Annotated in this window: 22 protein-coding genes; 9 read left to right on the plus strand and 13 right to left on the minus strand. The window is 61.3% G+C overall.

Features of this window, described 5'->3' with window-relative positions:
- Nucleotides 1–3 precede the first annotated feature (3 nt).
- Genes C2L64_RS34370 through C2L64_RS34380 form a run of 3 tightly spaced genes read right to left on the minus strand, consistent with a single transcriptional unit; the run spans nucleotide 4 to nucleotide 2,368 of the window.
- A complete protein-coding gene (locus C2L64_RS34370) occupies nucleotides 4–510 on the minus strand; it encodes a tripartite tricarboxylate transporter TctB family protein (protein WP_007584452.1) in 507 nt (168 codons plus the stop codon).
- Nucleotides 511–540: 30 nt separating this feature from the next.
- On the minus strand, nucleotides 541–1,353 hold the full coding sequence (locus C2L64_RS34375) for an amidohydrolase family protein (RefSeq protein ID WP_007584453.1): 813 nt from the start codon (nucleotides 1,351–1,353) through the stop codon (nucleotides 541–543).
- Between the two features lie 13 nt (nucleotides 1,354–1,366).
- Nucleotides 1,367–2,368: a Bug family tripartite tricarboxylate transporter substrate binding protein gene (locus C2L64_RS34380; protein ID WP_007584454.1), complete on the minus strand. Its 1,002-nt coding sequence runs from the start codon at nucleotides 2,366–2,368 to the stop codon at nucleotides 1,367–1,369.
- A gap of 286 nt (nucleotides 2,369–2,654) precedes the next feature.
- On the opposite strand from C2L64_RS34380, the gene C2L64_RS34385 reads away from it, so the two are divergent.
- The 3 genes from C2L64_RS34385 to C2L64_RS34395 all read left to right on the plus strand — a co-directional run bounded on the left by C2L64_RS34385 (nucleotide 2,655) and on the right by C2L64_RS34395 (nucleotide 5,859).
- Nucleotides 2,655–3,635 carry a Bug family tripartite tricarboxylate transporter substrate binding protein gene (locus tag C2L64_RS34385; protein ID WP_007584455.1) on the plus strand — a complete coding sequence of 327 codons (981 nt, stop codon included), beginning with the start codon at nucleotides 2,655–2,657 and terminating at the stop codon, nucleotides 3,633–3,635.
- Between the two features lie 22 nt (nucleotides 3,636–3,657).
- Nucleotides 3,658–4,542 (plus strand): amidohydrolase family protein, encoded by an 885-nt coding sequence (locus C2L64_RS34390; RefSeq protein WP_007584457.1) that lies wholly within the window; start codon nucleotides 3,658–3,660, stop codon nucleotides 4,540–4,542.
- A 156-nt stretch (nucleotides 4,543–4,698) separates the two neighbouring features.
- Nucleotides 4,699–5,859 (plus strand): porin, encoded by a 1,161-nt coding sequence (locus C2L64_RS34395; RefSeq protein ID WP_007584458.1) that lies wholly within the window; start codon nucleotides 4,699–4,701, stop codon nucleotides 5,857–5,859.
- A gap of 384 nt (nucleotides 5,860–6,243) precedes the next feature.
- On the opposite strand, the gene C2L64_RS34400 is transcribed toward C2L64_RS34395, so the two are convergent.
- Nucleotides 6,244–7,134, minus strand: coding sequence for an NAD-dependent epimerase/dehydratase family protein (locus C2L64_RS34400; RefSeq protein ID WP_007584459.1), 891 nt, complete (start codon nucleotides 7,132–7,134; stop codon nucleotides 6,244–6,246).
- A gap of 444 nt (nucleotides 7,135–7,578) precedes the next feature.
- Between C2L64_RS34400 and C2L64_RS34405 the strand changes: the two genes are divergently transcribed.
- From C2L64_RS34405 to C2L64_RS34420, 4 genes are all read left to right on the plus strand, one after another.
- A complete protein-coding gene (locus C2L64_RS34405) occupies nucleotides 7,579–8,535 on the plus strand; it encodes an ABC transporter permease (protein WP_007584460.1) in 957 nt (318 codons plus the stop codon).
- Between the two features lie 87 nt (nucleotides 8,536–8,622).
- Entirely contained in the window at nucleotides 8,623–9,597 is a 975-nt protein-coding gene (locus tag C2L64_RS34410; RefSeq protein WP_007584461.1) for a sugar-binding protein, read from the plus strand.
- A gap of 85 nt (nucleotides 9,598–9,682) precedes the next feature.
- A complete protein-coding gene (locus tag C2L64_RS34415) occupies nucleotides 9,683–11,185 on the plus strand; it encodes a sugar ABC transporter ATP-binding protein (protein WP_007584462.1) in 1,503 nt (500 codons plus the stop codon).
- A gap of 48 nt (nucleotides 11,186–11,233) precedes the next feature.
- A complete protein-coding gene (locus tag C2L64_RS34420) occupies nucleotides 11,234–11,893 on the plus strand; it encodes an aspartate/glutamate racemase family protein (protein ID WP_007584463.1) in 660 nt (219 codons plus the stop codon).
- Nucleotides 11,894–11,911: 18 nt separating this feature from the next.
- Here the strand turns inward: C2L64_RS34420 and C2L64_RS34425 are convergent, their stop codons facing one another.
- From C2L64_RS34425 to C2L64_RS34455, 7 genes are all read right to left on the minus strand, one after another.
- Entirely contained in the window at nucleotides 11,912–12,697 is a 786-nt protein-coding gene (locus tag C2L64_RS34425) for a Crp/Fnr family transcriptional regulator (protein WP_007584464.1), read from the minus strand.
- A gap of 230 nt (nucleotides 12,698–12,927) precedes the next feature.
- Complete coding sequence (locus C2L64_RS34430) at nucleotides 12,928–13,944, minus strand: alpha/beta fold hydrolase (protein WP_007584466.1); 1,017 nt, start codon at nucleotides 13,942–13,944, stop codon at nucleotides 12,928–12,930.
- A gap of 13 nt (nucleotides 13,945–13,957) precedes the next feature.
- Nucleotides 13,958–15,661, minus strand: a complete 1,704-nt coding sequence (locus tag C2L64_RS55915) for an amino acid ABC transporter permease/ATP-binding protein (protein WP_007584468.1) — start codon at nucleotides 15,659–15,661, stop codon at nucleotides 13,958–13,960.
- A gap of 59 nt (nucleotides 15,662–15,720) precedes the next feature.
- A complete protein-coding gene (locus C2L64_RS34440) occupies nucleotides 15,721–16,578 on the minus strand; it encodes an ABC transporter substrate-binding protein (RefSeq protein ID WP_007584470.1) in 858 nt (285 codons plus the stop codon).
- A gap of 70 nt (nucleotides 16,579–16,648) precedes the next feature.
- Nucleotides 16,649–17,551, minus strand: coding sequence for a polysaccharide deacetylase family protein (locus tag C2L64_RS34445; protein WP_007584471.1), 903 nt, complete (start codon nucleotides 17,549–17,551; stop codon nucleotides 16,649–16,651).
- A gap of 138 nt (nucleotides 17,552–17,689) precedes the next feature.
- The gene (locus tag C2L64_RS34450; RefSeq protein ID WP_007584474.1) at nucleotides 17,690–20,068 is read right to left on the minus strand and encodes an acetamidase/formamidase family protein; all 2,379 of its coding nucleotides are present in this window, start codon (nucleotides 20,066–20,068) and stop codon (nucleotides 17,690–17,692) included.
- 137 nt (nucleotides 20,069–20,205) lie between these two features.
- Nucleotides 20,206–21,237 carry an acetamidase/formamidase family protein gene (locus C2L64_RS34455; RefSeq protein WP_007584476.1) on the minus strand — a complete coding sequence of 344 codons (1,032 nt, stop codon included), beginning with the start codon at nucleotides 21,235–21,237 and terminating at the stop codon, nucleotides 20,206–20,208.
- 389 nt (nucleotides 21,238–21,626) lie between these two features.
- On the opposite strand from C2L64_RS34455, the gene C2L64_RS34460 reads away from it, so the two are divergent.
- Both C2L64_RS34460 and C2L64_RS34465 read left to right on the plus strand, forming a co-directional pair.
- Entirely contained in the window at nucleotides 21,627–22,556 is a 930-nt protein-coding gene (locus tag C2L64_RS34460) for an ABC transporter substrate-binding protein (RefSeq protein WP_007584481.1), read from the plus strand.
- On the plus strand, nucleotides 22,556–24,187 hold the full coding sequence (locus C2L64_RS34465; RefSeq protein ID WP_007584483.1) for an amino acid ABC transporter permease/ATP-binding protein: 1,632 nt from the start codon (nucleotides 22,556–22,558) through the stop codon (nucleotides 24,185–24,187). The genes C2L64_RS34460 and C2L64_RS34465 overlap by 1 nt, the downstream gene beginning before the upstream one ends.
- Nucleotides 24,188–24,300: 113 nt before the next feature.
- On the opposite strand, the gene C2L64_RS34470 is transcribed toward C2L64_RS34465, so the two are convergent.
- Both C2L64_RS34470 and C2L64_RS34475 read right to left on the minus strand, forming a co-directional pair.
- Nucleotides 24,301–25,062, minus strand: a complete 762-nt coding sequence (locus C2L64_RS34470; protein WP_007584485.1) for a glutamine amidotransferase — start codon at nucleotides 25,060–25,062, stop codon at nucleotides 24,301–24,303.
- Between the two features lie 25 nt (nucleotides 25,063–25,087).
- On the minus strand, nucleotides 25,088–26,179 hold the full coding sequence (locus C2L64_RS34475; protein WP_007584487.1) for a phosphotriesterase family protein: 1,092 nt from the start codon (nucleotides 26,177–26,179) through the stop codon (nucleotides 25,088–25,090).
- Between the last annotated feature and the right edge of the window lie 163 nt (nucleotides 26,180–26,342).

Below are 26,342 nucleotides of genomic sequence, written 5' to 3' on the forward strand. Positions count from 1 at the left end.
GGATCAATTCCACTGAAACAAAGGTAGTTGTAGTTGCAGCAGCCACCAGAACACCACCACCGATACCACCGCCATCGCCACGCCGAGCATGCCCGCGCCGAGCAGCGTGTTGTCGCGGTCGCCGAGCGCCGCGATGAAGGCAACCGCAAAACTCGCCGGCACGAGACCGCCGTGGCTGCCCAACACGATGAACGCGACGATGCTGAGCACGATGCAGAACCAGCCTCGCCATTCGGGCCGCGGCGCAGGCTCGGGCGGGGCGGCGTCAGCGCCGGCGAGCGAGCGTGCAGCCGCGCTCGCCGCAGCGGGATTGCGTGTGCCGGTGATGGCGATGGCCAGACCGACCAGCATCAGCAAGACGCCGAGCGCCCCGGGAAACAGACCCGGACCGGGCGCGGCGAGCGTGCCCAGTGAATAGGTGATGCCCTGTTGCGCGGCGCCCGCGCCGGTCAGGACCATTAGCGCACCGCCAAGCCGGTCCTTGCCGATACGCTCGATCAGGTCATCCATGCGAATCTCCGTAGCCGTCACCCGCTGCGTTCACGAAAAGTAGAACGCCTGCGCGTTCTCGCCAAAAATCTTGCGCTGCGATACCGGATCGGTAATCGTGCCGCGCAGCCACTCGATGGTTCTGGCGTATTCGAATTGGCCTTCCGCGCCAACGAACGGGCAATCGCTTGCCCACACCAGCTTGTCGTCGCCCACCCGGCGGTAGAGTTCCTGCGCGCACTCGCGCGCATTCGCACCGAGCCGGTACGCGCCCGACAGCTTGACCCACGTGCGGCCCTTTTCAACCGAGCGCACCATCGCCTTGAATCCTTCGCTCTCGATACCGGTCTGCGGATCGGGCCGACCGATATGGTCGATCACGATCTTCACGCCCGACTGTTCGAGCAGCGGCAGCACCTGCGGCAAGCGCGGACCGTCGAGATGCAGATGCACGTGCCAGTCGAGGTCGACGAGGCGGCGCAGCAGCTTGCGGTATTCCCACGTGGTCAGATCGGGCAGCGTGCTCATGCTGATGAACGGCAGGCGCACGCCCACCACGCCGGCGCGGTCCATCTCGTCGAGCACCACGCGTTCGACGCCGGGTTCGAGGATCACCGTGCCGCGCAGCCGCGAATGACCGCGCACGGCAGCGATCACGTAGTCGTTGTAGTCGCCCCACGGGCTCGCCGCGGCGATCACCGCCTGTTTGACGCCGTTGCCGTCCATCACCGCCAGCAACTGTTCAGTCGAGAAATCGTAAGTCGGCGTATGACGCGGGTTGCTGACGAGCGGCATGTTCCGTTCGAAGACATGCACGTGCGTGTCGATGATCAGCAGGTCGTTTTCCACCAGATTTGCTTGCACATTAATCCTTTGTTCATTGGGGTTTGATGCCGGCACGTTCGATGACCTCGTGCCACTTCACTGCATCGTCGTGAAAAATCTTTGCCATCTCAGCGGGCGTGCTGCCCATCGGCTCGGTGCCGAGCGCGCGCAGTTGTGTGCGCAGCGCCGGTGACGACAACACTTCCCCGAGCTGGCGGTTCAGTGTGTCGACCGCTACCTGTGGCGTACCGTTTGCGACGTAAAGCGCATTCCAGCCGGTGACTTCATAGTTCTGCACACCGGCTTCAGCCACCGTCGGCACATCGGGCAGCCATGCCGTGCGCTTCGAGCCGGTGGTGGCGAGCGCGCGGACCTGTCCGGCCGCGATCGAGCCCTTCACCGCCGCATACGATTCGAAGCCGACGTCAATATCGCCGCGCACGAGTCCCGAGATCACGTCGCCGGTGTTTCGATAGGGCACCACCACCGCATTGAGCTTCGCGGTGGATTTGAAGAGTTCAGTGGAAAGGTTCTGGGTGCTGCCGGGGTTGATCGCGCCCATCGTGATCTGCCGTTTGGCGGCCGCCGCGAGCACGTCGTGCAGGGTATTCAGCTTACCGCCGCCTTTCGCCAGCACCAGCAAGTCGAAGTAGGCGATGCGTGAAACCGGTTTGAAGTCTTTTTCGGGATCGAACGGCAGCTTGATCAGCGAGCCGGCAATCGCGGTGCCGTTGGCGAACAGCGCGACCGTATAGCCGTCGTGCGCCGCGCTGAGCACGGCGTTGGCCGCGGCGATACCGCCCGCGCCGGGCCGGTTGTCGATGATGATGTTGTCGCCGAAACGCAGGCTCAGTTCTTTCGCGACGATGCGCATCGTGATGTCGGCGAGCCCGCCGACCCCGAACGGCACCACCACGCGAATCGGTTGCGAGGGATATTTCGACTGCGCGGCCGCTGGCGCGGCGCACAAGCCGGTCGCGCCGGTGGCAAGAACAAGCGAAGCCAGCAGGCGGCGCGCAATGCGCAGCGGCGATCCGGCGTGTTGAAAAATCATCTTTCTGTCTCCAAGGTTGGCCGCTTCTGTGTGCCGGGCAGGTGAACTGCACGAACCTGCCCGAACAGTCGGTCGGCAGATAGTCTAAATAAGGGGCCTCTACCGTATCAAATGAATTGTTTTGCTGGGGAGATTCGTTTTTTTCACCGTCGCGACGCGTTGCCGCTTCACCTCAAGCAATTCATGGGACCGTGAAAATCAATCATTTGTCCGGCAAGCCCGCACGCATTATCGTCTCGCTCTACTAATGAATCGGGATCCACAGAATCCCCCAACGGAGACGGTCATGAAGATCACCCCTCATCTGCGGCGGCGTGTGTGCATTGCGCTGGCGGCTCTGGCCGGCTGCGTGGCGCCCGCGGCGCACAGCGCGTATCCCGATCGCCCCATCACGCTCATCGTGCCGTTTTCGGCGGGCGGTACGGTCGATTCCGTCGCGCGCCTGCTGGCCGTGCAGATGGGTGCCGAACTGAAAACCCACGTGATAGTCGAGAACGCGCCGGGCGCGGGCGGCACCATCGCCACGCAACGCGTGGCGCGCTCGAAGCCCGATGGCCTGACGCTGCTGTTCGCGACACCCAACCATACGATCAATCCCGCGATCCTCCACAACCTGCCGTTCGATACCGAGAAGGACTTCGCGCCGATCTCGCTCGCCGCGCAGATTCCCGAACTGCTGATCGCGAATTCGAAGCAGCCGTATTCGGACTTCAAGGGTTTTGTCGCGTATGCGAAGGCCCATCCGGGCCAGCTCAACTACGGCTCCGCCGGCATCGGCACCTTGCCTCACGTAACGATGGAGTTGCTGCTGCAAAAGCTCGGCATTAAGGTCACGCACATCCCCTATAAGGGCGCGGCGCCCGCGATGAACGATCTGCTGGGCGGCCAGGTGGCGATCAAGATGGACACCATCGTCACGTCACTGCCGCAGCTCAACGCCGGCCGCCTGAAGCCGCTCGCGCTCGCCAGCGCCCAACGCTCGCCGCTGCTGCCGAATGTTCCGACGATGGCCGAATGCGGCGTGGCCGGCTACGAAGGCACGCTTTGGATGGGCATCCTCGCGCCGAAGGGCACGCCTGCGGCGGTCGTCGACACGGTCAATCAGGCCATCGTGCAGTCATTGAAGCGTCCGGCGCTGCTCAAGCAATTTGCCGTGTACGGCGTCGAGCCGGTCGGCAGCACGCCCGCAGCGTTTCAGAGCCAGATCTCGTTCGAGCTCAAGCAATGGGCCACGGTCGTCCAGCGCGCCAATATCACCGCCAATTGAGTCCACCAGGAGAGCCGCGAACATGCCGCCGTCACTGACCCAACCGCCCGACCCGCATCCAAAGACACCGAGGCTGCGGCTGCCGCCCGGCTCGATCGATACGCACATTCATCTGTTCGGCCCCGCGGCGCAATATCCGTTTCATCCGGACAGCAAGTACATCGCCGCCGACGCGCTGCCGGAAACGCAGATCGCTCAGCAGGACACCCTTGGCCTCGCCGGTGCGGTAGTCGTGAGCGGCGGCGGCTACGGCCAGAACAGCCAGCACCTCGAACACGTGCTGGAACGTTTCGGTGAGCGCTTTCGGGGCGTCGCGCTGCTGCCGGACGACGCCGATGCCGCACATGTCGAACGGCTCGACCGGCTCGGCGTGCGGGGTGCCCGTTTCGTCGGCACCAGTCACAAAGGCGCACTGCCGCGGCTGTCGCCGCGCATCGCCGCGCTGATCGCGGAGTTCGGCTGGCACGTGCAGTTCTATCCGGGCCCCGACGATCTGCTGGAGAAATCGCAGGCGCTGCACGATCTGCCCGTGCCCGTCGTGCTCGATCACTTCGCCTGCATTCCGGCTGACGGCGGCGTCGACCAGCCCGCGTTCAAGGCGTTGCTGAAGATGATCGACACCGGCCGCATCTGGGTCAAGCTGTCCGGCCCCATGCGCTGCACGCCCGGCGATTATCCGTACGCACCGGTCACGCCGCTCGCCCGCGCGCTGGTTGCGCATGCACCGCATCGCCTGCTGTGGGGCAGCGACTGGCCGCACGTCAACATGAGCGGCCGAGGCATGCCCAACGACGGCGACCTCGTCGATCTGCTCAGCGAATGGATCGACGACGCCGACACGCTCAAGCAGATTCTGGTGACGAATCCGCGCGAGGTGTATGGGCCGTTTGGCGGCGCCGGGCGCTAACGCCAGGCCGGCGCAACGCTTACGACGAGCGCCGGAGACGGCCGTCCGTATTTCTCGCTTCTCGCATTGCACTTCTCGCCGCAACGACTTTCTCATCCCGCGCTCTCGACCTATTTGAAAACGCAGCGCAACAACAATCAGACTGGAGACTATCCAATGAAATCGATCATCATGTGCGGCGTCGCCGCGTTCGGCATTCCCGCCGTGTGTGCCGCACAGAGTTCGGTCACGCTGTACGGCATTGTCGATACGACATTGAGCGTGACGAGCAATCAGGGCGGCAAGCAAAATGTGCAGATGCTGGACGGAGGCCCGGCGCTGAGCCGTTGGGGTCTACAAGGCAGCGAAGATCTCGGCGGCGGGTTGAGGGCCATCTTCACGCTCGAAAACGGCTTTAATCCCAACAATGGCACGTTGTCGCAGAACAGCCGGCTGTTCGGCCGCCAGGCGTTTGTGGGCCTGGCGAGCGACCGGTTCGGTACGCTTAAGGCGGGCCGCATGTACGACTCGATCACGAACTACGTCGGACCGTTCGGCAGCGCGCAATCGACGATCGGCTCGGTGACTGGCCACCCCGGCGACGTCGACGATCTGGTCGGTTCCTACCGGATCAACAACTCCGTGTCGTACACGACGCCGGACCTCGCCGGTTTCGCGGCCACCGTGATGGGCAGCCTCGGCGGCCAGCCAGGTTCGATCTCGACGAACAGCACCTACAGCGTCGGCGTACGGTACGCGCACGGCCCGTTCAAGGCCGCCGCCGCATACGGCAACTACAATCGTCCGAACACGACGATGTGGGACGGCACTCCGACCACGCTTGGCGTGCTGCTGTTCTCGGCGCCGGTCTTCAGCGGCTATGCATCGGCCAATTCATTGAAGATCACGGGCATCGGCGCCGGTTATGACGTCGGCGATGCGGCTGTGAACGTGAACTACACCAACTACCGCTTCAATGGACTCGGTTCGGACGGCGGCCCGAACCCGATGCATTTCCGCGACGGCACCGCGGCGTTCAATACGTTCGAACTCAACGGCCGCTACTTTGTGTCGCCGGCATTGATGCTGGCGGGTGCATACCAGTTCACCAACGGTGCGGGCGTCGGTGGGCATGGCGCGCAGCACTATAGCCAGTTCAGCATGATTGCCGACTACTTCCTGTCGAAACGCTTCGACGTCTACGCGAGCGCCGCTTATGAGCTCGCGAACGGCACCAATTCGCTGGGAAAACCGGCAGTCGCGGCGATCAACACAGTCACGCCGTCCAGTTCAAATCGCCAGGCGCTGGTGCGGATCGGCATGCGCGAGAAATTTTAAAGCGCGTCTTTAACGGCCGGGCGATTCCGCCGGGCAACGCGCGACACACTATAGCGTCGACGCCCCGAGAATCCCTTCTCACAGCGACATCTCATACGCGCGGCGAAGAGCACGATTGGAATTCGCCGCGCAATTCACTATTCAATCCCAGTCCATAAGGAGTCTTGATTACCTCGGTATTTGGGTAGCGTCGCAACGCTTAGCCACTTCGCTGCCGCATCACATCGCGACACAACCCGTTGCGGACCTCTGCGATAGACGTTTGCAACTGGCTCGATGCTCCGCAGCGTGGGCGTGCGCCGCAAAATTTCACGGCGCGCGCGGCAGAAACAATCTAGCTGCGAAGCGGGTGAAGCAGCTGAGATAAGTGAATTGACGTGGCTCTTACTTCGCCTGATCGCGCCAGTAGTACTTCTGCTTCCAGCCGAGCAGGCGCTTGAGCTTCTCGTTACTCAGCAGCGTCTCGAACTCACCGAGCTGCTTCTTCACCGGCACTTCCGGATAGAACCGCTTCAAAAGTTCCGCGGTCGGCAGATCGGAAGATACGTCGTCGGCGGCGATATTTATCACCTCGAAGCCGAGGCCGTCTTTCTCTATACCAAGGCGCGCCGCTTCAGCGAGATCGCGGCCGTCAATATAACTCCATGCGATGCGCTTGCGCAGCGACGGGTCCTTATTCCACTGCGTGAACTTCGCATAGTCTTCCGGATCCAGCACGTTGCCGATCCGGAAGCAGTACAGGTCGGCGCCGGTGCGTGCATGAAACGCCTTCGCGGTCACCTCGTTGATGACCTTCGACGTCGCGTAACTATCCATTGGGTCGACCGGATACTGCTCGTCGAGCGGGAAGTACTGCGGATTGCGGTGCCGGTGAGCGAACACCACGCCATAAGTGGTTTCGCTCGATGCAACGATCACCTTGCGGATGCCAAGCTTCGACGCAGCATCCAGAATATTGTAGGTGCCCATCACGTTGATGCGGAACACCTCGTTGTCGGTGGTGACCATGATGCGCGGAATTGCCGCGAAATGGACGATCGCATCGATCGGCTTCGGCTCGAGGTCGGGCACGAATTCGGTCGGCGCGGTGCTCGCCGCGAGCGCGTTGAACACCTGGCCTGCATCGGTGATATCGGTGATCAGCGTGCGCGCGGTGCGCTTGGGCATCGGCACGCGGTCGAGGTTTAGCACTTCATAGCCGTGCTCAACCAGATTCTCGACTACCCATTTACCGGCGAGTCCGCTGCCGCCGGTCACAATCACTCGCTTCGTCATGCGGTTTGCTCCTTGAAAGAATGTCAGAGGGGCCGGATGTGTGTCGCGTGTCTAGCCGGCGGACCTTGCCGATAGCTTAATGAATTTGTGGGGCACGTTTCTGTGACGGACGTCATAGTCGGCATCGCCGTGCGGGTTCGATGCGCGATTTGCGGGTTGTCACAGCACTTTTCGGCGGTTCTTTCGCCTGTTCCTGTCTTGCAGCCAGATTGCACGCGCATTGCAGTCACACGTCAATCGCACTGCAGCAATCACGGATCCCGGGACAACCCCAATAGGTTTGTATGACGCCCGTCACAGTTTTGCGGCGCGCTCTCAACCTATGATCGTCCACGATGTCGAGCGCTCACATTGTAGTGGGCCCGCTGCGATGTCCGTGCGCGACACCGAGGAGACTATCCGTTGAGAGCCCTTTCTTCGAAAACCGACGTGCCCGCTTTGCCGATGCCGCTCGCGCTGCTGCGCGCTTGCGTCAGGGTGCGCGAATTCAACATCTTCGCAGTGTTGATTCTGGTCGGCGCACTGATCAGTCTATTCTCGCCATACTTCCTGACGACCAACAATCTGATGGGCGTGTTCCGCTCGTTTTCGCTGACGGCGATCATGGCAGTCGGGATGATGCTGGTGATCATTACCGGCGGCATCGATCTGTCGGTCGGCTCGGTGATGGGACTGTCGTCGCTGGTGACCGCGCTGTCGTTCCAGCACGGTCTCGGCGCAATGGTTGCCGTTGCGGCGGGACTCGCAACTGGCGTTGTAGTCGGCGCGTTCAATGGCTTTCTTGTCACGCGTGTCCAGTTACCGCCGTTTATCGCGACGCTCGGCACGCTGTCGATCGGTCGCGGCCTGATGTACATCATCACTAAAGGGGTCCCGCTCACGCCGGATGTCCCTGAGAGCTTTACGTTCCTCGGTCAAGGCTATCTCGGCTTTATCCCGTTCCCGGTCGTAGTGATGGCGGTGCTTGCGGTGTGTTTTTCGATCGTGATGCGGCGCACGCGCTTCGGCCGTCATGTGTATGCGACGGGCGGTAACGAAACTGCCGCCCGGCTGAGCGGCGTACGCACAGCGCGCGTGAAATTCACCGTCTATGCGCTGTCTGGCGCGATAGCGGCGCTGGCAGGCGTGCTCGCGTTTTCGCGATTCGTTTCGGCCGAGCCGGCCGCGGGCTTCGGCGCGGAACTCGACGTGATCGCGGCCGCCGCGATCGGCGGCGCGAGCCTGTCGGGTGGTGTAGGCAGCGTCGAAGGCGCGATTATCGGCGCGGCGCTGGCCGGCATCATCACCAATGGCGTGGTGCTGCTCAATATCGACACCTATGCGCAGCAAACCATCACCGGCTGCGTGATCCTGATTGCGGTAAGCATCGATATCTGGCGGCTGCGCTCTAAAGGGCGCTAAGGCCGCAGGCGAGGTCTGGCGCATGCGCCAGGCTGTCTTGTGACTTTCTCAAATTCCTAAAAACCGACGCATTCTGGAGACGACATCATGCAACGAACCCTGACTCTCGCGGCCCGTACGCGCAGCCTGAGCGCATTGCTCGCGGTGTCGGCCGTAGCGGCACTCTGTGCGCTCCCGGCCGGTACCGCTCACGCGAAAGACGCGAAGGACATTTCCGTCGCGGTGATTCCGAAAGTCGCCGTGCCGTTCTTCGACGATTGCAATAACGGCGCGAAAACTGCTGCGGACAAGCTCTCGGTCAATTACCAATGGGTGGTGCCGCAGAACACCCAGGGTTCGACGCAGGTGCAGATCATCGAAGACCTGATTTCGAAGCACGTCGACGGTATTGCGATCTCGGTGAACGAGCCGAAGTCGGTCGAAAGCGTGATGAAGCGCGCGGAAAAGAGCGGCATCAAGGTGCTGACCTACGATTCGGATTCGCCTAATAGCGGCCGCTCGATGTATATCGGCACCAGCAACGAATCGGCTGGCGAGACGATGGCCGAGACGATGGGCAAGGCATTGAACGGTCAGGGCGATGTCGCGATCGTCACCGGGCAACTGGGCGCGGTGAATCTGAACGAACGCATCGCTGGCATCAAGAAGGGCCTCGCCAAATATCCGGGTATCAAGGTCGTCGAAACGCAGGGCACTGACGACGATCTGGCGCGCGGCGTTTCCGTGGTCGAGACGACGCTGCGTGCGCATCCGCAATTGAAGGGCATCTTCGGTGTCAGCCAGGTCGGCGGGCCGGCGGTTGCAAAGGTGTTGAACACCAAAGAGTTCGGCGCGATGAAGGGGAAGCTCGAAGTGATCGCGTTCGACGATCTGCCTGACACCGTGAAGGGCGTCCGCGATGGCTCGATCCAGGCGATCATGGTGCAGCGCCCCGTGACGATGGGCAAGCTGGCTGTCGAGCATCTGGTTTCGCAGATCCAGGGCAGCGAGAAGCAAGCGAGCGATATCGACACCGGCGTGACCGTGGTGACAAAGAACAATCTCGGCAGCTATACCAAGTAACCGCACCAAGGAACTGCGCCAGGTAGCCGCGCGAGCTGATCACGCGGCAAGCACAACCCGCCATGCAACCAGCCAAGGACCGCCGATGACGCCGTTTCTCGAAGTTCGCGACATCTCGAAGACGTTTCCCGGTGTGCGCGCGTTGAACCGCGTAACGCTTGAGATCGCGCGCGGCGAAGTGCTGGCGCTGGCGGGTGAAAACGGCGCGGGCAAGAGCACGTTGATGAAGATTCTCACCGGCGTGCTCGAACCTGATGCCGGAGGCGAAATCCGCATCGAAGGCGAGCCGGTGACATTGCGCGACGGTAATCATGCGCGCGCGTTGGGCATCGGCATCATTTATCAGGAACTGTCGGTCGTCGAAAACCTGAGCATCGCCGAGAACATCTTTCTCGCGCGGGAGCCGCTGACGCGTTTCGGCATGATCGACCGTGCGCGGATGAACGACGCGGCGCGTACCCTGCTCGAAACGATCGGCATGCGCGTCGATCCGCGCGAACAGGTGAGCCGCCTGAGCGTCGGGCAGAAACAGATGGTCGAAATCGCGAAGGCGATCTCATGCGATTCGAAGATCATCATCATGGACGAGCCGACTGCGTCGTTGAGCCATCACGAAACGCGCATTCTGCTAGACCTGATCAAGCGGCTGCGGATGCAGAACATCGGCATTGTCTATATTTCGCATCGGCTCGAAGAGCTGTTCGAACTGGCTGACCGCGTAACGGTGCTGCGCGACGGCGCAACCGTCGGCAGTGCGCCGATGACGGAGGTTACCCGCGAGTGGCTGGTGCGCAAGATGGTCGATCGCGACCTGAACGAACTGTATGCGGTGTCCGCGTCGCATGCGACACGCGAGGTCGTGCTCGAAGTGCGCAATCTGGAGCTTCGCGCACACAACAGCGTGCCGGCGCGCATTCGCGACATCAGCTTCACTGTGCATCGCGGCGAGATTCTCGGTATTGCGGGGCTGGTCGGCTCGGGGCGCACCGAGATCATGGAGATGATCTTCGGGATGCGGCCGAAGAGCGGCGACGTGCTGATTGCCGGCAAACGCGTGGCGATCGACAGTCCGCACGATGCGATCGCCAACGGCATCGGCTTCGTCACCGAAGACCGCAAGGGGCAGGGCCTGGTAGCCGGCATGAGCGTGCGCGAGAATTTCAGCCTGACGCACCTCGAAACCTACTCGCCGTTTCAGTTCGTGCGACGCATGGCCGAAGACGAACGCTGCCGCGAATTCGTACGCACGCTTGGCGTCAAAACGCCAACCATCGAACAGAAAGTGATCAACCTGAGCGGCGGCAATCAGCAGAAAGTTGTGCTCGCGAAGTGGGTTGCACGCAATCCGCGCGTGCTGATCGTCGACGAGCCGACCCGCGGTATCGATATCGGCGCGAAAGCGGAAGTGCATGCGCTGCTCGGGCGGCTTGCCGCGCAGGGCATTGCGATCATCGCGATCTCGTCGGACCTGCAGGAAGTGCTGGCGATCAGCGATCGCATTCTGGTGGTGCGCGAAGGGCGGCTGAACGGTACGTTCGAGCGCGCAGACGCAACCCAGGAGCGAGTAATGGCGGCGGCAACCGCATAAAGTCCCGCCGCAACGGTCTGTTTTATTCAACACGGAGCTTCAATCTAGATGGCCACGATAGTCGTAGTGCATACCGGTCCGGTGACGGTTCAGCCGCTCAAGGATCAATTCGCCGCGCAACTGCCGGATGTGCGGATGATCAATATTGTCGACGACAGCCTGCTGAACGACGTACGCAGCGCCGGACACCTGACGCCCGAAGTCACGGGCCGGCTGTACTCGTATATGTCGAACGCGCAGTCGATGGGCGCGGACTTTATCCTGAACGCGTGCTCGTCGGTCGGCGAAGCGGTCGATACGTTGCGCGGCATGATCCGTACGCCGATCATCAAGATTGACGAAACCATGGCGCAGGAAGCGAGCCGGCTCGGCACGCGGATCGGTGTGGTGGCCACCGTGAAAACCACACTTGAGCCGACCGTGCGGCTGATCCGCAAGAAAGCCGCCGAAGCGGGCCGCGAGATCAGTGTGGTCGAGCGCGTCGCCGAAGAAGCGTTCGCCGCGCTCCTGGCCGGCGACGCAGCGCGTCACGACGAAGTGCTCAAGCACACCATCGTCGCACTTGCCGACGAAGTGGACGTGGTGGTGCTCGCGCAGGTGTCGATGGCGCGGCTTGTGCCGTCGCTCGGCCAGACGCGCGTGCCGGTCCTGTCCAGCCCGCAAAGCGGCGTGGCGACGGTCAAGGCCGCGCTGTCAGACGCGCACTAAGCACGCACTAAGCACGCACTAAGCACGCACCACCGGCGCCTTGTACGCATGATGGGCCGGCTGCACGCTGCTGGCTACAGGCTGCGCGGTGCCCGCGGCGGCGAGCGCCGCTGGCATCCCCGGCAGAAATTGCGCGACGAACGCGGGTGTCAGCACGACCTTGCGTTCGTGTGTATCGACGAGGCCTTCGGCTTTCAGATCGCTGAAGTGGCGGTTCACCGATTCGCGCGACGTGCCGATAAATTCCGCCAACTTGTCCTGCGCGATCGACAGGTCTATCAGCACCGCGCCGCTCGCGCCGCCATGCACGAACGGTGCGCCGATCTGGTTGGCGAACATCGCGAGAATATTGACGAGGCGCTTGCGCACGTCGTGCAGCGACAGATTCTCGATCAGCTTTTGCGCTTCCTGCCAGCGCTGGTGATGGCTGCGCAACACGAACTGGTTGATCACGTGGTAGCGCTTGAGCAGGTCTTTGAAGTCTGCCTTACGGATATAGCAAATGCGGCTTGCGGCGAGTGTCTCCGCATAGTGTGAGTAGCTCGCTTCGTTCAGCACGTCGCCGTCGCCGAAGATCATGCCGGCCTTGATAAATGACAGCGTGATTTCCTGGCCTTCCTCGGTGAGCCGATAGAGCCGCACGTGACCGACCTTCAGCAGGTACACGTACTCGCTTTGCTCCTCAGGGCGATAGATCAGTGCGTTCTTGCGCAGGCTGCGGTGATCGCTGAAGGCCGGCATCACCTCTTCGAGGCAGTTGCGTTCGATCAGCGCGAGAAGCTCGCTTTTTCCGACAAACCACATTGCTTGTCTCCTTGTGTCGTGCCGGCATTGCTGCAAAGGAAGAAACAAAGCAGCAACGCGCCGGCGCCTGATTGCCAGATATTCTAACCAGCATATTGTCGCGCCGCTGAGCTTTGCGCGTCGATGCGCACTGCGTGGCGTAAGCGATATGTCAGGCATGCCGTGGCACGATCTAAAGAGGGTTGCGTGAGCCGCGCTTTATCCGGCGAAACGCGAAAAGTGTCCGACCACTACATAGCCAGAACCTCCCTCACCGCACTATCGATGAACTTAACATCGACAGCATTGGCTGCAGGACCGCCCGCAAAATGTCCCCACACCGACTCGATGGGCCGCAACTGCGCATTAGGCATCTTCGAAACCTCATATTCACTATCTTCCGGCGGGAAATACAGATCCGTGCGCCCGGGCATCACAATGGCCTTTGCAGTGATACTGCCCAACGCCCGATCGAAATCTCCCTTGTAAAGTGAGTTCGCGGAAATATCGCCGTTCTGCCAGCTCCACATCATCGACAGAATATTGTTGGCGTCCTTCTTCAAGAAATCACCCTCCCAGAACTGAGTAATAAAGTCCTCGAGCGACCCATACCCCATCGCTTCCATGTCGAGCCGTTGACGCAGAAACGCCTGCGAAAATCCCCAGCCGGCAAACACACGGGCAGCAGCGCGCATTCCACGCGTCGGCGGTGCATCGTAGAAACCGTTCCTGAAATCTGGGTCCAACAGCAATGGCGCCTTAAGCCCTTCGATAAACACAAAGTTGTGCCGCGAGCACCGAGCCGCCCCGCAAAACGGCAGAATGCGCTCGACCATCTCCGGATACATCGCGGCCCAATGGAAGGCCTGCATCGCGCCCATTGACCAGCCGGTGACGAGCCTGAGAGACTCGATGCCAAACTTCTCGGTCACAAGGCGATACTGCATCGCGACGTTGTCGTATAGCGTCACATGCGGGAAGCGGCCACGATCATACGGCGGCGGATAGTTGCTCGGCGAACTCGATACGCCGTTGCCAAACATGTTCGGCACAATGATGAAATACTCCCGCGGATCGAGCCCCATGTGCTCGCCAATCAGCCACTCATTGTCGACATGGCTGCCGCTATAGAAGGTCGGATAGACAATCGCGTTGTCTCGCGCTGCATTTAGCCGGCCATAGGTCTTGTAGCTGAGCCGCATGTCAGGCAGCGTCGCACCGGATTGCAGCGCGACGCGGCCAAGATTGAAAGTTTCGAAGTCCGTCACTTGAGCCTCATATTTAATTGGCAACGACGTTAAGGAATTTTCGGGTGCGCTCTTCAGTCGGGTTGTCGATGACCTGCTGCGGCGTACCTTGCTCGATCACTTCGCCGCCATCCATGAAGACGACGCGGTCAGCGACATCGCGGGCAAAGCGGATTTCGTGCGTGACCACGATCATCGTCATGCCGGCATCGGCAAGCCCGCGCATCACGCCAAGCACGTCGCCGACCAGTTCTGGATCGAGCGCCGAAGTAGGTTCGTCGAAGAGCATCAACTTGGGCTTGATCGCGAGCGCACGTGCAATCGCCACGCGCTGTTGCTGTCCGCCCGATAACCGGTGCGGCAGAAAATCCGCGTGTTCGGCCAGGCCCACGCTCTTCAACAGCTCGCGCCCGAGCGCTTCCGCCTCCGCGCGCGGCACGTCATAGACCTGACGCTGTGCTTCAACGATGTTGTCCAGCGAACTCAAATGACTAAACAGATTGAAATGCTGGAACACCATGCCCACGCGTGCTTCGGCGCGTGCGCGTGCGAGATTGTGCAGGGGCCGCACCGTGCCGCCGCCACCCGGCACTTCGCGATAGCCCACATACTGCGAATCGACCTTGATCGTTCCCCAGTCAAGCGGTTCGAGATGGTTGATGAGCTTGAGCAGCGTGCTTTTGCCGGAACCGCTCGGGCCGAGTATTACGACCACTTCGCCATGCGCGATTGACAGGTCGACGCCGCGCAAAATCTCGCGTTTGCCATATGATTTCCAGACGTTCTTGCACACGACAAACGGTTCATCGCACCGCCGTGACGTGCGGCTTTCGGCAGGCAGCAGGGTGCCGATCCATGCGTGATCGTTCGTCTCTGGCGCTTTGGTGGCGACGGGCAAAACAATCGGCGCGTCGAGAGGTTTCACATCACTCGTCGATGCGCGCAGTCCGAACCACGAGAACGTGAGCTTTCGGTCGCGCTCGTGATCGAAGATGCGTTCGAGCCACACCTGAAGCAATGAGATCCCGCTCGTCAGGATCAGATAAATCACCGCCGCCGCGCCGAACACGGTAAAGAACTTGAAGTTCTGCCCGACAACCTGTTGCGAGCGAAACGTGAGCTCGTTGACGAAGATCACCGACGCGATCGACGTCAGCTTCAACATGCCGATGGTGTCGTTGGCGAGACCGGGGATCACCGCGCGCATCGATTGCGGCAGGATAATGCGGCGCAACGTCAGCAACGGTCCCATGCCGAGTGCGGCGGCCGCGGTCGATTGCGAACGGTTTACCGACAGGATCCCGGCACGAAACAGCTCAGCGCTGAACGCTGCTTCGTTCAAGGCGAAGCCGATAACCGCAGTCGTGACTTCATCGAAACGCAAACCGATCAGCGGCAACGCGTCGAAGATGAATACGAGTTGCAGCAGCTGCGGCGTGCCGCGCACGAACCAGATATAACTCCACGCCGCTGAGTCCAGGGCCTTGAACCGCGACAGCCGCATCAGCGCAAGACCGAGCCCGAGCACCAGCCCGATCGACATCGCTATCAGCGTGATCTTCACCGCGATCCACGCGCCGCCGAGCAGGAACGGCGAGCCGACGTAACCTGCCAGCTCTTTGAAACCGTCGAGCATCTGAACGCTATCGAGACCGGCGGCCATCGCCGGCTGCAATACGAACATGGCCGCCATACCGAGGGCGCCGACGATCTTGTGTTTGATACGCAATGCCTTCATTTCCGAACCTGATCGATGACGCTGCCGGCACACGACGTGGTGTGCCGGGCAGGCAGCCTTTATTGAGTAAGTAGCGTGGTCGGCGTTTCCAGCGACGGATCTACGCCGTACTGCTGAAAGGTCTTCTTCTGGGTCTGATTGGCCTGCATGATCTTGAGTCCATCGGATACGGCGGCGATCATATCGGCGTTGCCTTTCTTCACGCCCACGCCGATCTTCATGCCGCTCGTCACCATGAAGCCGCGCGTGTAGAGCTGTGGGTTCTGTTTCGCGAGTCCGTCGACGAGCGCCAGGTCGTACATCATGACGTCGGCGCGATGGCTTGCAACCAGGCGCGCGCCTGACGCGATATCGGCGGATGTCATGATGGTTACGTCGGGCTTGTTTTCCGCTTTGCATTTGGCGGCTTGCGCTTGCGCCATCGACAGTTCGACAGTGCCGATGCCTGCCGTGACCGTCAGGCCGCAAAGCTTGGAGATGTCATCGATCTTCTTGGGGTTGCCGGCTGCGACCAGACCGCCCGTACCGGCCTGCATATAGGTGACGAAGCTTGTCTCCTTTGCGCGCTCCGGCGTGTAGTACAACAAGTCCCACATCACATCGATCTGTCCGGCACGCAGTGCGGGCAGCAAGCCAGGCCAGCCGGCGGTGAAGAATTCGGTCTTCACGCCAGCGCAGGCGAACACGGCGCGGGCCATGTCGGCATCGGCGCCGATGATCTTGTTGAAATCCTTGCCGTCACGAAATGCGTACGGCGGCGACTCTGGGTCGACGCCGATCTTGATCGTCTTGCCTGCGAGCGAGGGGTATTTCTGCGCCACCTTGGACGGTTCGCACGATTGCGCCGACGCGCCTTGCGCGAGGAGGAGGCCGGTGACTGCACATAGCAGCAGCTTGATTGCCTTTGACGTGAACATGGCGAATCCTATTCAGGTTGAACGATATAAATGCGAAAGAGGTGATACAGCGAAGCGAGGATGAAGTGATCTAACGGCCGAGGAAGTCCATGTGGCTTGCGATCGAACCCGGCGTAGTGATGCAGGCGAGGCCCTCGTCGCGCGCGCGCGCAATATGTTCGAGTGCCCGCCGCAAGTGACACAAACGATGTGGCTGACCCATCAGGTATGCATGCAAGGCAATGCCCATCACCAGCGGCTGACGCGCGGATTGCCGCAGCATTTCCTCGAAGTGATCGATCACCATATCGGCGAACGACTTCGCATCCATCTGGCGTGCAAGGATCATCGGGATATCGTTAACTTCTTCCGGATACGGAATCGCCCACAGCGGCTGACCGTTGCGCGTGTGCAGGCGCGTGGGCTGATCGTCGTGACACCAGTTGAGCGTGTACTGATAGCCCGCTTCGGCTACCAGATCGCTGGTGACATGACTTTCCGAGAGCCACGGCGACAACCAGCCCGCTGGCTGTTGCGCGCTCTCCGCCGCAATCCGCTCCCGGCATGCAGTGATCAGCGCGCGTTCGTCGTCTTCGGTAAGCGTTCCTTGCCGTTCCGAATTCGTATGACCGTGCGCGACCAGTTCATCGCCGCGCTGAGCGAAAGCGGCGACCAGCTCCGGGCAGTGATCGTAGAGCGCCGTGTTGATGATGGCGGCGGTCGGCAGCGCGAGTTCATCGAAAAGATCGAGACAGCGCCATGCGCCCACACGCAATGCGTACTCTCGCCACGCGTGATTCAGAACATCGGGTTCGGGCATCACCGGACCGATAGTTGGCCCCAGTCCTGCGCCGAACGCAAAGTGCTCGATGTTGAAGCCGATATAGACCGCGAGCCGCGAACCGTCAGGCCAGCGATAAACAGGGCGACCGTTGATCGGTAAATATGGAAAGCGCCCGTGGCCGGGCAGCACGCGATGTGCGGGAGAATCCATGGTCCAAAGAGTCCTGTCGAGCGGCGCGTACGCCGGTGGTTACGTCAGAACCCATGTTATGGATGCCAAAATAGCCGCATCGAGCTTGTTGCGAACAAACTCTTGTCTGCACGCGCATCGAAGGTGACCCGCGCTACTTCACGAGTTGAACAGCGCCTTCCGGATGATCGCGTGAACACCCCAGTTGCCGTCCACCACCTGTGTCACGCCGAAGTCGACCGCGACGGAGATCAGCGAGATCGCCTCATCTTCGGACAGGCCTTTGGTCGTCATCAGGAAGCGCCGCGTTTTGATGAACGCGTCGCGCATCGCGAGGTCGAGGGTCGATTTTTCATACACCGCGCTTTGCGCATTCGTGCCAAACTCGGCGAGATAGTTTGGATAACTGAAGCCGTGAAGAACCCATTCGTCGGCGGTTTCGACCAGTGGGTAGGTGAGGTCTGCAAACGGCTGGTCGCTTAGCGTATCTTTCTTATGAAGCACGAGTTGGAAGTCACCAGTAAGAGAACACTCGATCGCAGTGCCGCACAGTTCCGAGTCTCCTTGCGATGCATGCGGGTCGCCAACGGAGAGCAGCGCGCCGGGTACCCCGATTGGCAGGAAGACGCTCGCGCCGCGCGTTACGCGCCAGTTGTCGAGATTGCCGCCGAAGGTGGACGGTGGAATCGAATCTATCAGACCGTCCTGCTGCGGTGCGACGGTGACCACGCCGAAGTGCGGGCGCACCGGGATTTTGACGTTCTTCAGGATGTCGTGATTCTCGACGACCGTCGAATGATCGACCGGCACGCCGGGATAATCGATCGTCGGATGCATCACGCCAAAGGGATCGCGTTGAGGTGTCCAGCGGAAGTTATAGACCGCGCGAGCGTAGGCGGTTTCGCCGGCGGTGGCGGCGGCGGCGTCAATTTCATAGATGGTGACGACCTCGCGCGGTTTCGGCTCGGTCAATAACTCGCGATAGTGAAAGCCCCACCACGCAGCGGCATTGCTGCCGAACGCGCGGCCGGCGAATTTCGGATTGGCACAACCACGCGGATGGATATCGACGATACGCACTTCCAGCACATCACCCGGTTCCGCGCCGCGCACGGCGATCGGACCTGTGCAGATATGCACGCCGATGCCTTCTCCCGCACCACGTCCGTAGATGGACGCGTCCATGGGCCCTGCGCCGCGGCGGTTGACGTTCTTGCGCCCAGCAGTCCAATGGAACACACTTTCGGCGCCAGGATCGCCTTGCACCATGCGCTCCCAGTCGTCCGCCGCGTGTTGCGTGAGCGTTTCGATGGTTACCGTGTCGCCACTGTTCACTTCGAGCACGGGCTTAAGATCGTGACTGAAGTATCCCCAGTGGATCGTGTTGGCCGTTGCACGCAGCAGATGATGACGCGGCTTGCCGGACTCCCGCTGTGCTGGTGCCGCAGGCGCTTCAAGCTGCTCGGCAGAGTCGGCCTCATCTGCAACTTCATGAGCCGCACCCTGCTCGGCAAGTTGCGCATGTACGATCAAACTCCCGGCATTGACAGGCAAGCCGCGCGAGATTCGCCGCACCAGATGGCGCGCTAATTCGAGACCCGCTTCATGTCGAAAGGTGCGCGGCGACGCGCCATATTGCTCGCGGAACACCCGGCTGAAATACGCGGGATCGTTGAAACCCCAGCGGAAACAGACATCGGCAATCGAAACCTTTTCATACAGCGGATTCACCAACTCCGCACGGCAGCGTTCCAGCCTGCGCGAGCGCAAGTAGATCGAGAAATTCTGTCCAACCGCTTCGAACAGCTTCTGCAGATAGCGCGGCGAGACGCGCTCATCTTTGGCTATCGATGTCAGCCCGAGATCGGGGTCGGCGAGATTGCCCTCGATGGTCCGACACACTCGCGAGAAAATCGCGGCCTGAGACGGCGTGAGTCCGCTGAAACTGCCTTCCTTGTCGTGAGCGGCGAGACTCGCGACCAGGAATTCCGCGAGCGCGAGTTCGAGGGGGCGCAACTCGTCGAGCGTGAGCGTCTCCACGCTTTCAGCAATCGAGCGCAGAAAGCCGGAGAACACGTGACCGATGCCGGCCTCGCCTGGCAAACGCCCGGCACGCAGCGAGAACGGCGTAAGAAGGCGTGCATTGATGGCGGAGCGGGGCACGCGGATCGCGAACGCGCGGAAGTCGGATGTGAACGCCAGATGGGCTTCCTCGCGCGACGACGCGTAAATAATATCGCCAGTTGCAACCCGCGCACGCACGCCGTCGGCGACGAGCGTCACGCCGCCGTCGAGATGCAGCACGATCACGAGACTGTCGGCGCCGTCGACCTTGAACTCGATGGTTTGCGCGAATGCGGCCAGCGCGATCAGCTCAAAGCCACTTGTCGACCTGCGCGACGTAATGGTTCCATGCAACGGGCGCCCGGCAGCGAGAGGCGTGCCGCAGCGCAAGCCAAGCCGGTCGAGCGCCTCGCTCCAGGCGCGCAGGCGATCTACCTCGGCATACGACTCGGTGGTGAAACGCAGTAAGTCCAACCCAGGCTCCCGGACCCTGACGAACGTCAGTCGAATGATTCAAAGGCAATGTCCGTGCCATTGATAATGACGCCGCTAGCGCCGCAGCGCGCGGTAACGGTGCGTGGATGCACCGTTACCGCGCGCGCACGCACTACTCACACGCGAGGCTTTTTCTTAGGAGGAAAAATGCTGCGGGGGATCTTGCAGTGAATGCCCTGACGGCCATCGACGACCTGGGTCACGGAGAAATCCGCGGCGACGCTCATCAGCGAATACGCGTCGTCACGCGAGAGGCCTTGCTGCTCGGTGAGCAACAACAACATATCGCGTGAAGCGTTTTTCGTCGCGATGTTGAGATCTTCATCGAAGCCATGAACGATCCAGAAGTCCGGCGTTTCTAGCAGCGGCGAGGGAAATGCGAAGTCGCGCCGCAGCACGATCTGGAACATGACATTGAGCGATGCCTCGATCGCGGTGCCGCTGATCTCGCCATCGCCTTGCGATACATGCGGGTCGCCAATCGAGAACAACCCGCCGTCCACGGCGACCGGGTAATACATGGTTGAACCCGCGCCGATGCGCCAGTTATCGATATTGCCGCCATGCGCGCCCGGCGGCACGGTGCTCACACGGCCCGCCACATCGGGCGCGACGCCTGCTGTGCCCAGATGAGGGCGCACGGGCACGCGAACGCCATCGAGCGCGAGTTCGCGGCAGCAGTCGCGAATCTCCGAACGCTTGCCCGGCACGAGATATTTACCGGGATAGTCATACGCATAGAGCGCGTGAGCCGTGTTTGAAGCCTGATCGAGTTCGTAGATCGTGACGCGCTCTTTCTCGAAATCGGTGAACAGATGGCCCCAGTGCGCCGCGAGATTCGAGCCATAGTTGAAGCGCGGGGTCATTTGCAGATAGCGCACTTCGAGCAGATCGCCGGGCCTGGCGTCGTTCACGAAGATCGGGCCCGTCATCAGATGCACGCCGGGCGCGCGATCGGACTCGGGAATCGTGTCGTAGAGCGCACGCACCTTGTCATCCATCATGAGGTCGGGCGCGTCGCCTGCATGATGCGTGATCGCTTCGGCGCGAATAAAGTCGCCGCTCTCGACAATCAACGCGGGCGCTAGCGCCGCATCGAAATATCCCCAATGAACATTTTTCTGAATGGCAGGCAAGTCGTAAAGCATGCTTTCTAAAGCTCCGTAAGAGTGTCCAATTGATCGACGCGACTGATGACCGATCGTACGGGCGACAGAATAGACAGACTTGGTTGACTGCGTACAAAAGCTTGTGTGTGGACGAATCCGTTTCCGTGTCACTCAGCTTACGAGGGTCTTGTCATGTCCAAGCCGAAACGCATCCGGTCAATTTCCGGATGCCCCACGTCCTCGTTCTAATAATGCCGCGCGATCCGCCATCGCCCCGGTAGTCAGAATTCCCCTTCATCCCCGTACAAGGATTTGTGCGCACCGGGACAAGTCCGCGAAATTTCCTCCACCTACGCTTGCGCTGATGCGATGCAACAAGGCTTACATGGGGTAGGCCATTGACATCTGCCGCTGAGGGAGTCTTCCGGATGCATACCAATCTCATCGAACACGGACATAGCTTGCTCGACAAAGGTGTTGCCTTTCGTCGCTGGCATGAGTTCGTCATCGGCGCCGTCTGTTTGCTGGCACTGTTGATATCGGGTCACGCAAAGGCTGCCGCACCGGCTACGCCCACCGAGTGCAAGGCGCTTCAAGCCAGGTATCCGCAATTCAAGGGAAAGTCACTTGTCAACGCGATCAATCCGCACACACCTGGTTATGAAGCGCTGGATCCGAGCGACCCGAGCAAATACATCGGCTTCGATATCGACCTCGGCGAGACGATCGGCAACTGCCTCGGCTTCACGATGACGTACAAGCCGGTGACGTTCGCCGCGCTATTGACGACGCTGCAAAGCGGTCAGGCTGACATCGTGATCTCCGACATCTATGCGACTGAAGAGCGCGCGAAGGCGGCGGACTTTATCACCTACTCGAAGGTGTTCGACGGCGTCCTCGTCGCAAAGGGTAATCCGAAGAAGATCACGGGCATCAACCCGACCATGTGCGGTACCACTGCAGCGGAAAATACCGGCTATGTCGAAGTGCCGCTGATCCAGAATCTCGCTCCGGCCTGCAAGGCGGCCAACAGGCAGGAGGCCGCGATACAACTGTACGACAACAACGCGAACTGCATTCAGGCGATCCTGTCGGGCCGAGCCGATACGTACATCAACGACGTGAACACGGTGGACCAGGCGGTGAAGGCGTATCCGGACAAACTCGAGAAGGCGAGCGCGGTGACGCTGCCGTACTCGGTCGGCATCGGCGTACCGAAGGACAAGCCTGAATTTCGCGCGGCCGTGATGGCGGCGCTCGTCGCGATCCAGAAGGCGGGCATCGAGGCTGAGCTGCTGAAGAAGTGGTCGCTTGGCGCTGAAAATCTCGAAACACCCAAACTGATCGTGTCGAACTGATGGAACTGTTTCTGCATTATCTCGGCATGCCGTATCTGCTGCGCGGCATCGGCTTCACGATCGCGGTGACGGCCCTCGGGCTCGCGGGCGGTGTCGTCGTAGGGCTGGTGCTCGTGGCGATGCAACTAAGCAGGGTCGGCCCGTTAGCGGCGCTCGCGCGCGGCTACACGGTGATCTTCCGCGGTACGCCGCTCATCCTGCAACTCGTGTTCGCGTATGACGCGTTGCCACATATCGGGCTGAAGCTGAGCGCAATAGGCGCCGCCGGTCTCGCGCTCGCAGCAAACGAGGGACCGTTCATCGCCGAGATCCTGCGGGCTGGCGTGCTCGGCGTCGAACGCGGCCAACTGCTCGCAGGACAGGCGCTTGGCATGACGCCGTCCGTCCTGATGCGCCGCGTGATCGCACCGCAGGCAATCCGCGCAATCGTGCCGGCGCTTGGCAACGAATCGGTCAGCGCGTTGAAGAACTCATCGCTGGCCTCGGTGATCGCCGTCGATGAGCTGACGTTGCGCAGCACGCAGCTCGCGTCATCGACGTTCGACTTCTTCTCGATCTTCTTCGCATCCGGGCTGATGTACCTGATTTTGACAGGGGCGGTTGCCGTGATCCAGTTGATCGCGGAAGCCGCGCTCGATCTCGATCGTCCCGCGTCCGGGGGTTTCGCGCGGTTGTTGCCGTGGCGCCGTGCCGCCGTGACGGAGGAGGCAGCGCCAGGCGCGCGAGCGGCGCCTCGGCCCGAGCCGTTCACTGCCGACCCGCTTCGCGAGAGCGATCCGCCCACACGCAGACCGGCGTACAGCCGGGCAGATCATGCAAAGCGCTACGCGGAACTTGCTCGGCAGGGCGCAGCGGTGAAGGTGAGCGCCCTGCGCAAACAGTACGGCAAGCAGCCAGTGCTTGATGGATTCGACCTGACTGTTCGCTTCGGTGAAGTCGTCGTGGTGCTCGGGCCGAGCGGCTCAGGCAAGAGCACGCTGCTCCGTTGCATCAACCACCTCGAACACTGGGACGCGGGCGAAATTCGCATTGACGGAAGGCGCGTTGGCTTTCGCGCCGACGGCCGGCCAATGACGCAGCACGACATCGCGAACGAGCGCGCGAGCATCGGCGTCGGCATGGTGTTTCAGCAGTTCAATCTGTTCAGTCACCTGAGCGCGTGCGAGAACATCGCGGGGCCTTTGCGGTGGGTGCATGGCATGGGGCCCGCCGACGCGGAGCGCCGCGCACATGAGCTGCTTGAACGCGTCGGCCTCGGTCATCGCGCCCACGCATTGCCGCGCCATCTTTCTGGCGGGCAGCAACAGCGTGTTGCGATCGCCCGTGCGCTGGCTCCCAATCCCCGCGTACTGCTGCTCGATGAACCGACGTCCGCCCTCGACCCGGAGCTCGTCGGCGAGGTGTTAGACGTGATCCAGCGGCTCGCGATCGAAGACGGCCTGACCATGATCATCTCCACCCATCAATTGCGTTTCGCCGATCAGGTTGCCGATCGCGTCGTCTTTATGAGCGGCGGCATGGTCGTCGAAGAGGGACCTGCGCACGATGTGCTCACGCATCCGAGGCATCCTTTGACGAGTCGATTTCTGAGCGTGATGGGCGCTGACAGCGGGTTCGAAGTCGCGTCATGAGCGTAGCGTGCGCTAGCCCGCCGCGACGGTGACGTCGTGTTGTGTAGCGTATCGTCGCAAGCATGAACCACGTGATCAATCAATGGCGCGCAACGCGGTAGCGGTTGCGCAAGTTATCGGCTGGCCGGTTGCGTCAACCAGTTCAGGCAATTGCGCCATAGCCGCTCGTAGCCCGGCCATGCCGAAAACTCGGGCGGGAGCCAGTGCACCGACATGTCGCTAGTCCATGCGAGCGTGCGGCCCGCGCCGAAGTGTCCGGCGACAAGCAGCGGATGCCCGGTGCCGGGTACTGTCGCGATCAGTTGCGCATCGGGCTTCAATTCGACTTCGTTATAGCCGAGCAGATGAGGCCAGTCTGTGCCCAGACCTTCGACTACCGGATGCGCGGCGGCCACATGCGGCGTGAAACCTTCAGGCACCTCTACGCGATCGTCGTATGGCAGGCAGCGCACCGGAAGCACGTCTTCCACGGGCGTATTGCGAAAGCGGGCGCTACCGTTGATGCCCTGAAAACTCAGATACCCGCCGATCATCATCAGCCCGCCGCCGCCGCTGACGTAATCGCGCAAGAGCTTGAGCCGGTTCGGCGTGCGTACGCTTCTGATCCAGGTGTCGGGGTGCAGCAGCAAGGTATTTGCACCGATGTCGGAAAGGATGATCGCGTCCCACGCGTTGAGGTCGATTAGCGTCGCAGGAAAGTGCGTTTGCGCTTCGTGGCTCGGCATATGGGTGACCGCATAATCGCCATGCTCGAACAGTTTCAGAAACGCATCCGCGCCGCTGTGATGCGTGATCGACGCGAATTGGTCGAAGCCCTTGGCATGGGTGGCGGTGGAGGTCCACGATTCGCCGGCGAGCAGCACTTTCTTCTTCATGTGATTTCCTTGCGTAGGGTGATCGTTAGCTGGCGTTCGCGCGGCTCCAGAACACGCGCGCTGGATTGGCCGCCAGCAGCGTTTCGATCTGCGCGTCGGTCACGCCATGCCGTTTCAGGCGCGGCACGAAGTGCTCGAGAATGTACCCGTAACCAAAGCCGCCGTAGCGGGTGAGCATCATCTTCAGAAATACGTCCTGCGAAAGCAGCACGCGGTCCACATAACCGGCGTCGATCAGCGCGCGAATCGCCCGCGCGTTTTCCTCATCCGAAGGCGACTGTGCCTGTTCGTCCGCGTAGTAGTAGTCCATGCCGATCATGTCGTATTCGAGCCACGCGCCGCGCTGTGCCAGCGAGTGCTGGTAAGCGACGTCGTAGAGGCTTGGATTCATATGACACAGCACCGTGTGCTGCACATCGGCGCCTTCCGCTTCGACAATGTCGAGCACCCGGTGACCATGCCGCACCCAGCCCGGAAGATGCACCGACAACGGCACGCGGGTCGCGGCGCTCGCGCGCGCGGCGGCGCGCAGCGACTTTTCTTCCTCGGCGGTAAATGCCGCGGACACGCCGATTTCGCCGATCAGGCCGGCGGCCACCTCCGGTTTGCGTTCGAGCGCGCCCACCTCGAACATCAACAGTTCGGCGAGTTCTTCGACTGAACGCTCCCGTACATAGGCCGGATGCGAGGGTTCGAGGTAAAAGCCCGTCGACATCACAATATGCAGGCCGGTGCGGCGCGCGATCTGCTGCAGTGCCGCCGGGTCGCGCCCGATCCCGATATTGGTCGGGTCGACCACGGTCGCGCCGCCCAGCTCGCGAAATTTAAGCAACTCTTCGACGGCAAGATCGACGTCGACAAGCCGGCAGTTGTCGCGGTTCATTAGCGGATTCATGCGCAACGCGCCGAGTATCCCGATGTGGACTTTCTGTTCGCCGATATGGCCTGCCGCGCAACATGCGGGCGGCACCCATTTGTTCGACGCATCGATCAGGATGTGCTCGTGCATCAGCGTGATGCCCATCTCGCTGACGGGCACCCGTCCCAGGACGGTCATCACGTAGCCGCTGTCGACGCCGACGGTCGGCTGGAGCCGGGTAGATTCGGACACTGTCATCGTGTGCCTCGCGTGTGCCCATGTTGCCGCCGGGCAGTCCTGGCAGGTGGGCCAAAGTTAATTAACGCGCATCAAAGTAAAGCGCTTTACTAGAAATTATGTCGATTCAAGCCTGGCTGTCAACGAAATCAAAAAAAGACGGTTGGAAATGTATGAGCACACA

It is taken from the genome of Paraburkholderia hospita (assembly GCF_002902965.1).
GTDB lineage: Bacteria > Pseudomonadota > Gammaproteobacteria > Burkholderiales > Burkholderiaceae > Paraburkholderia > Paraburkholderia hospita.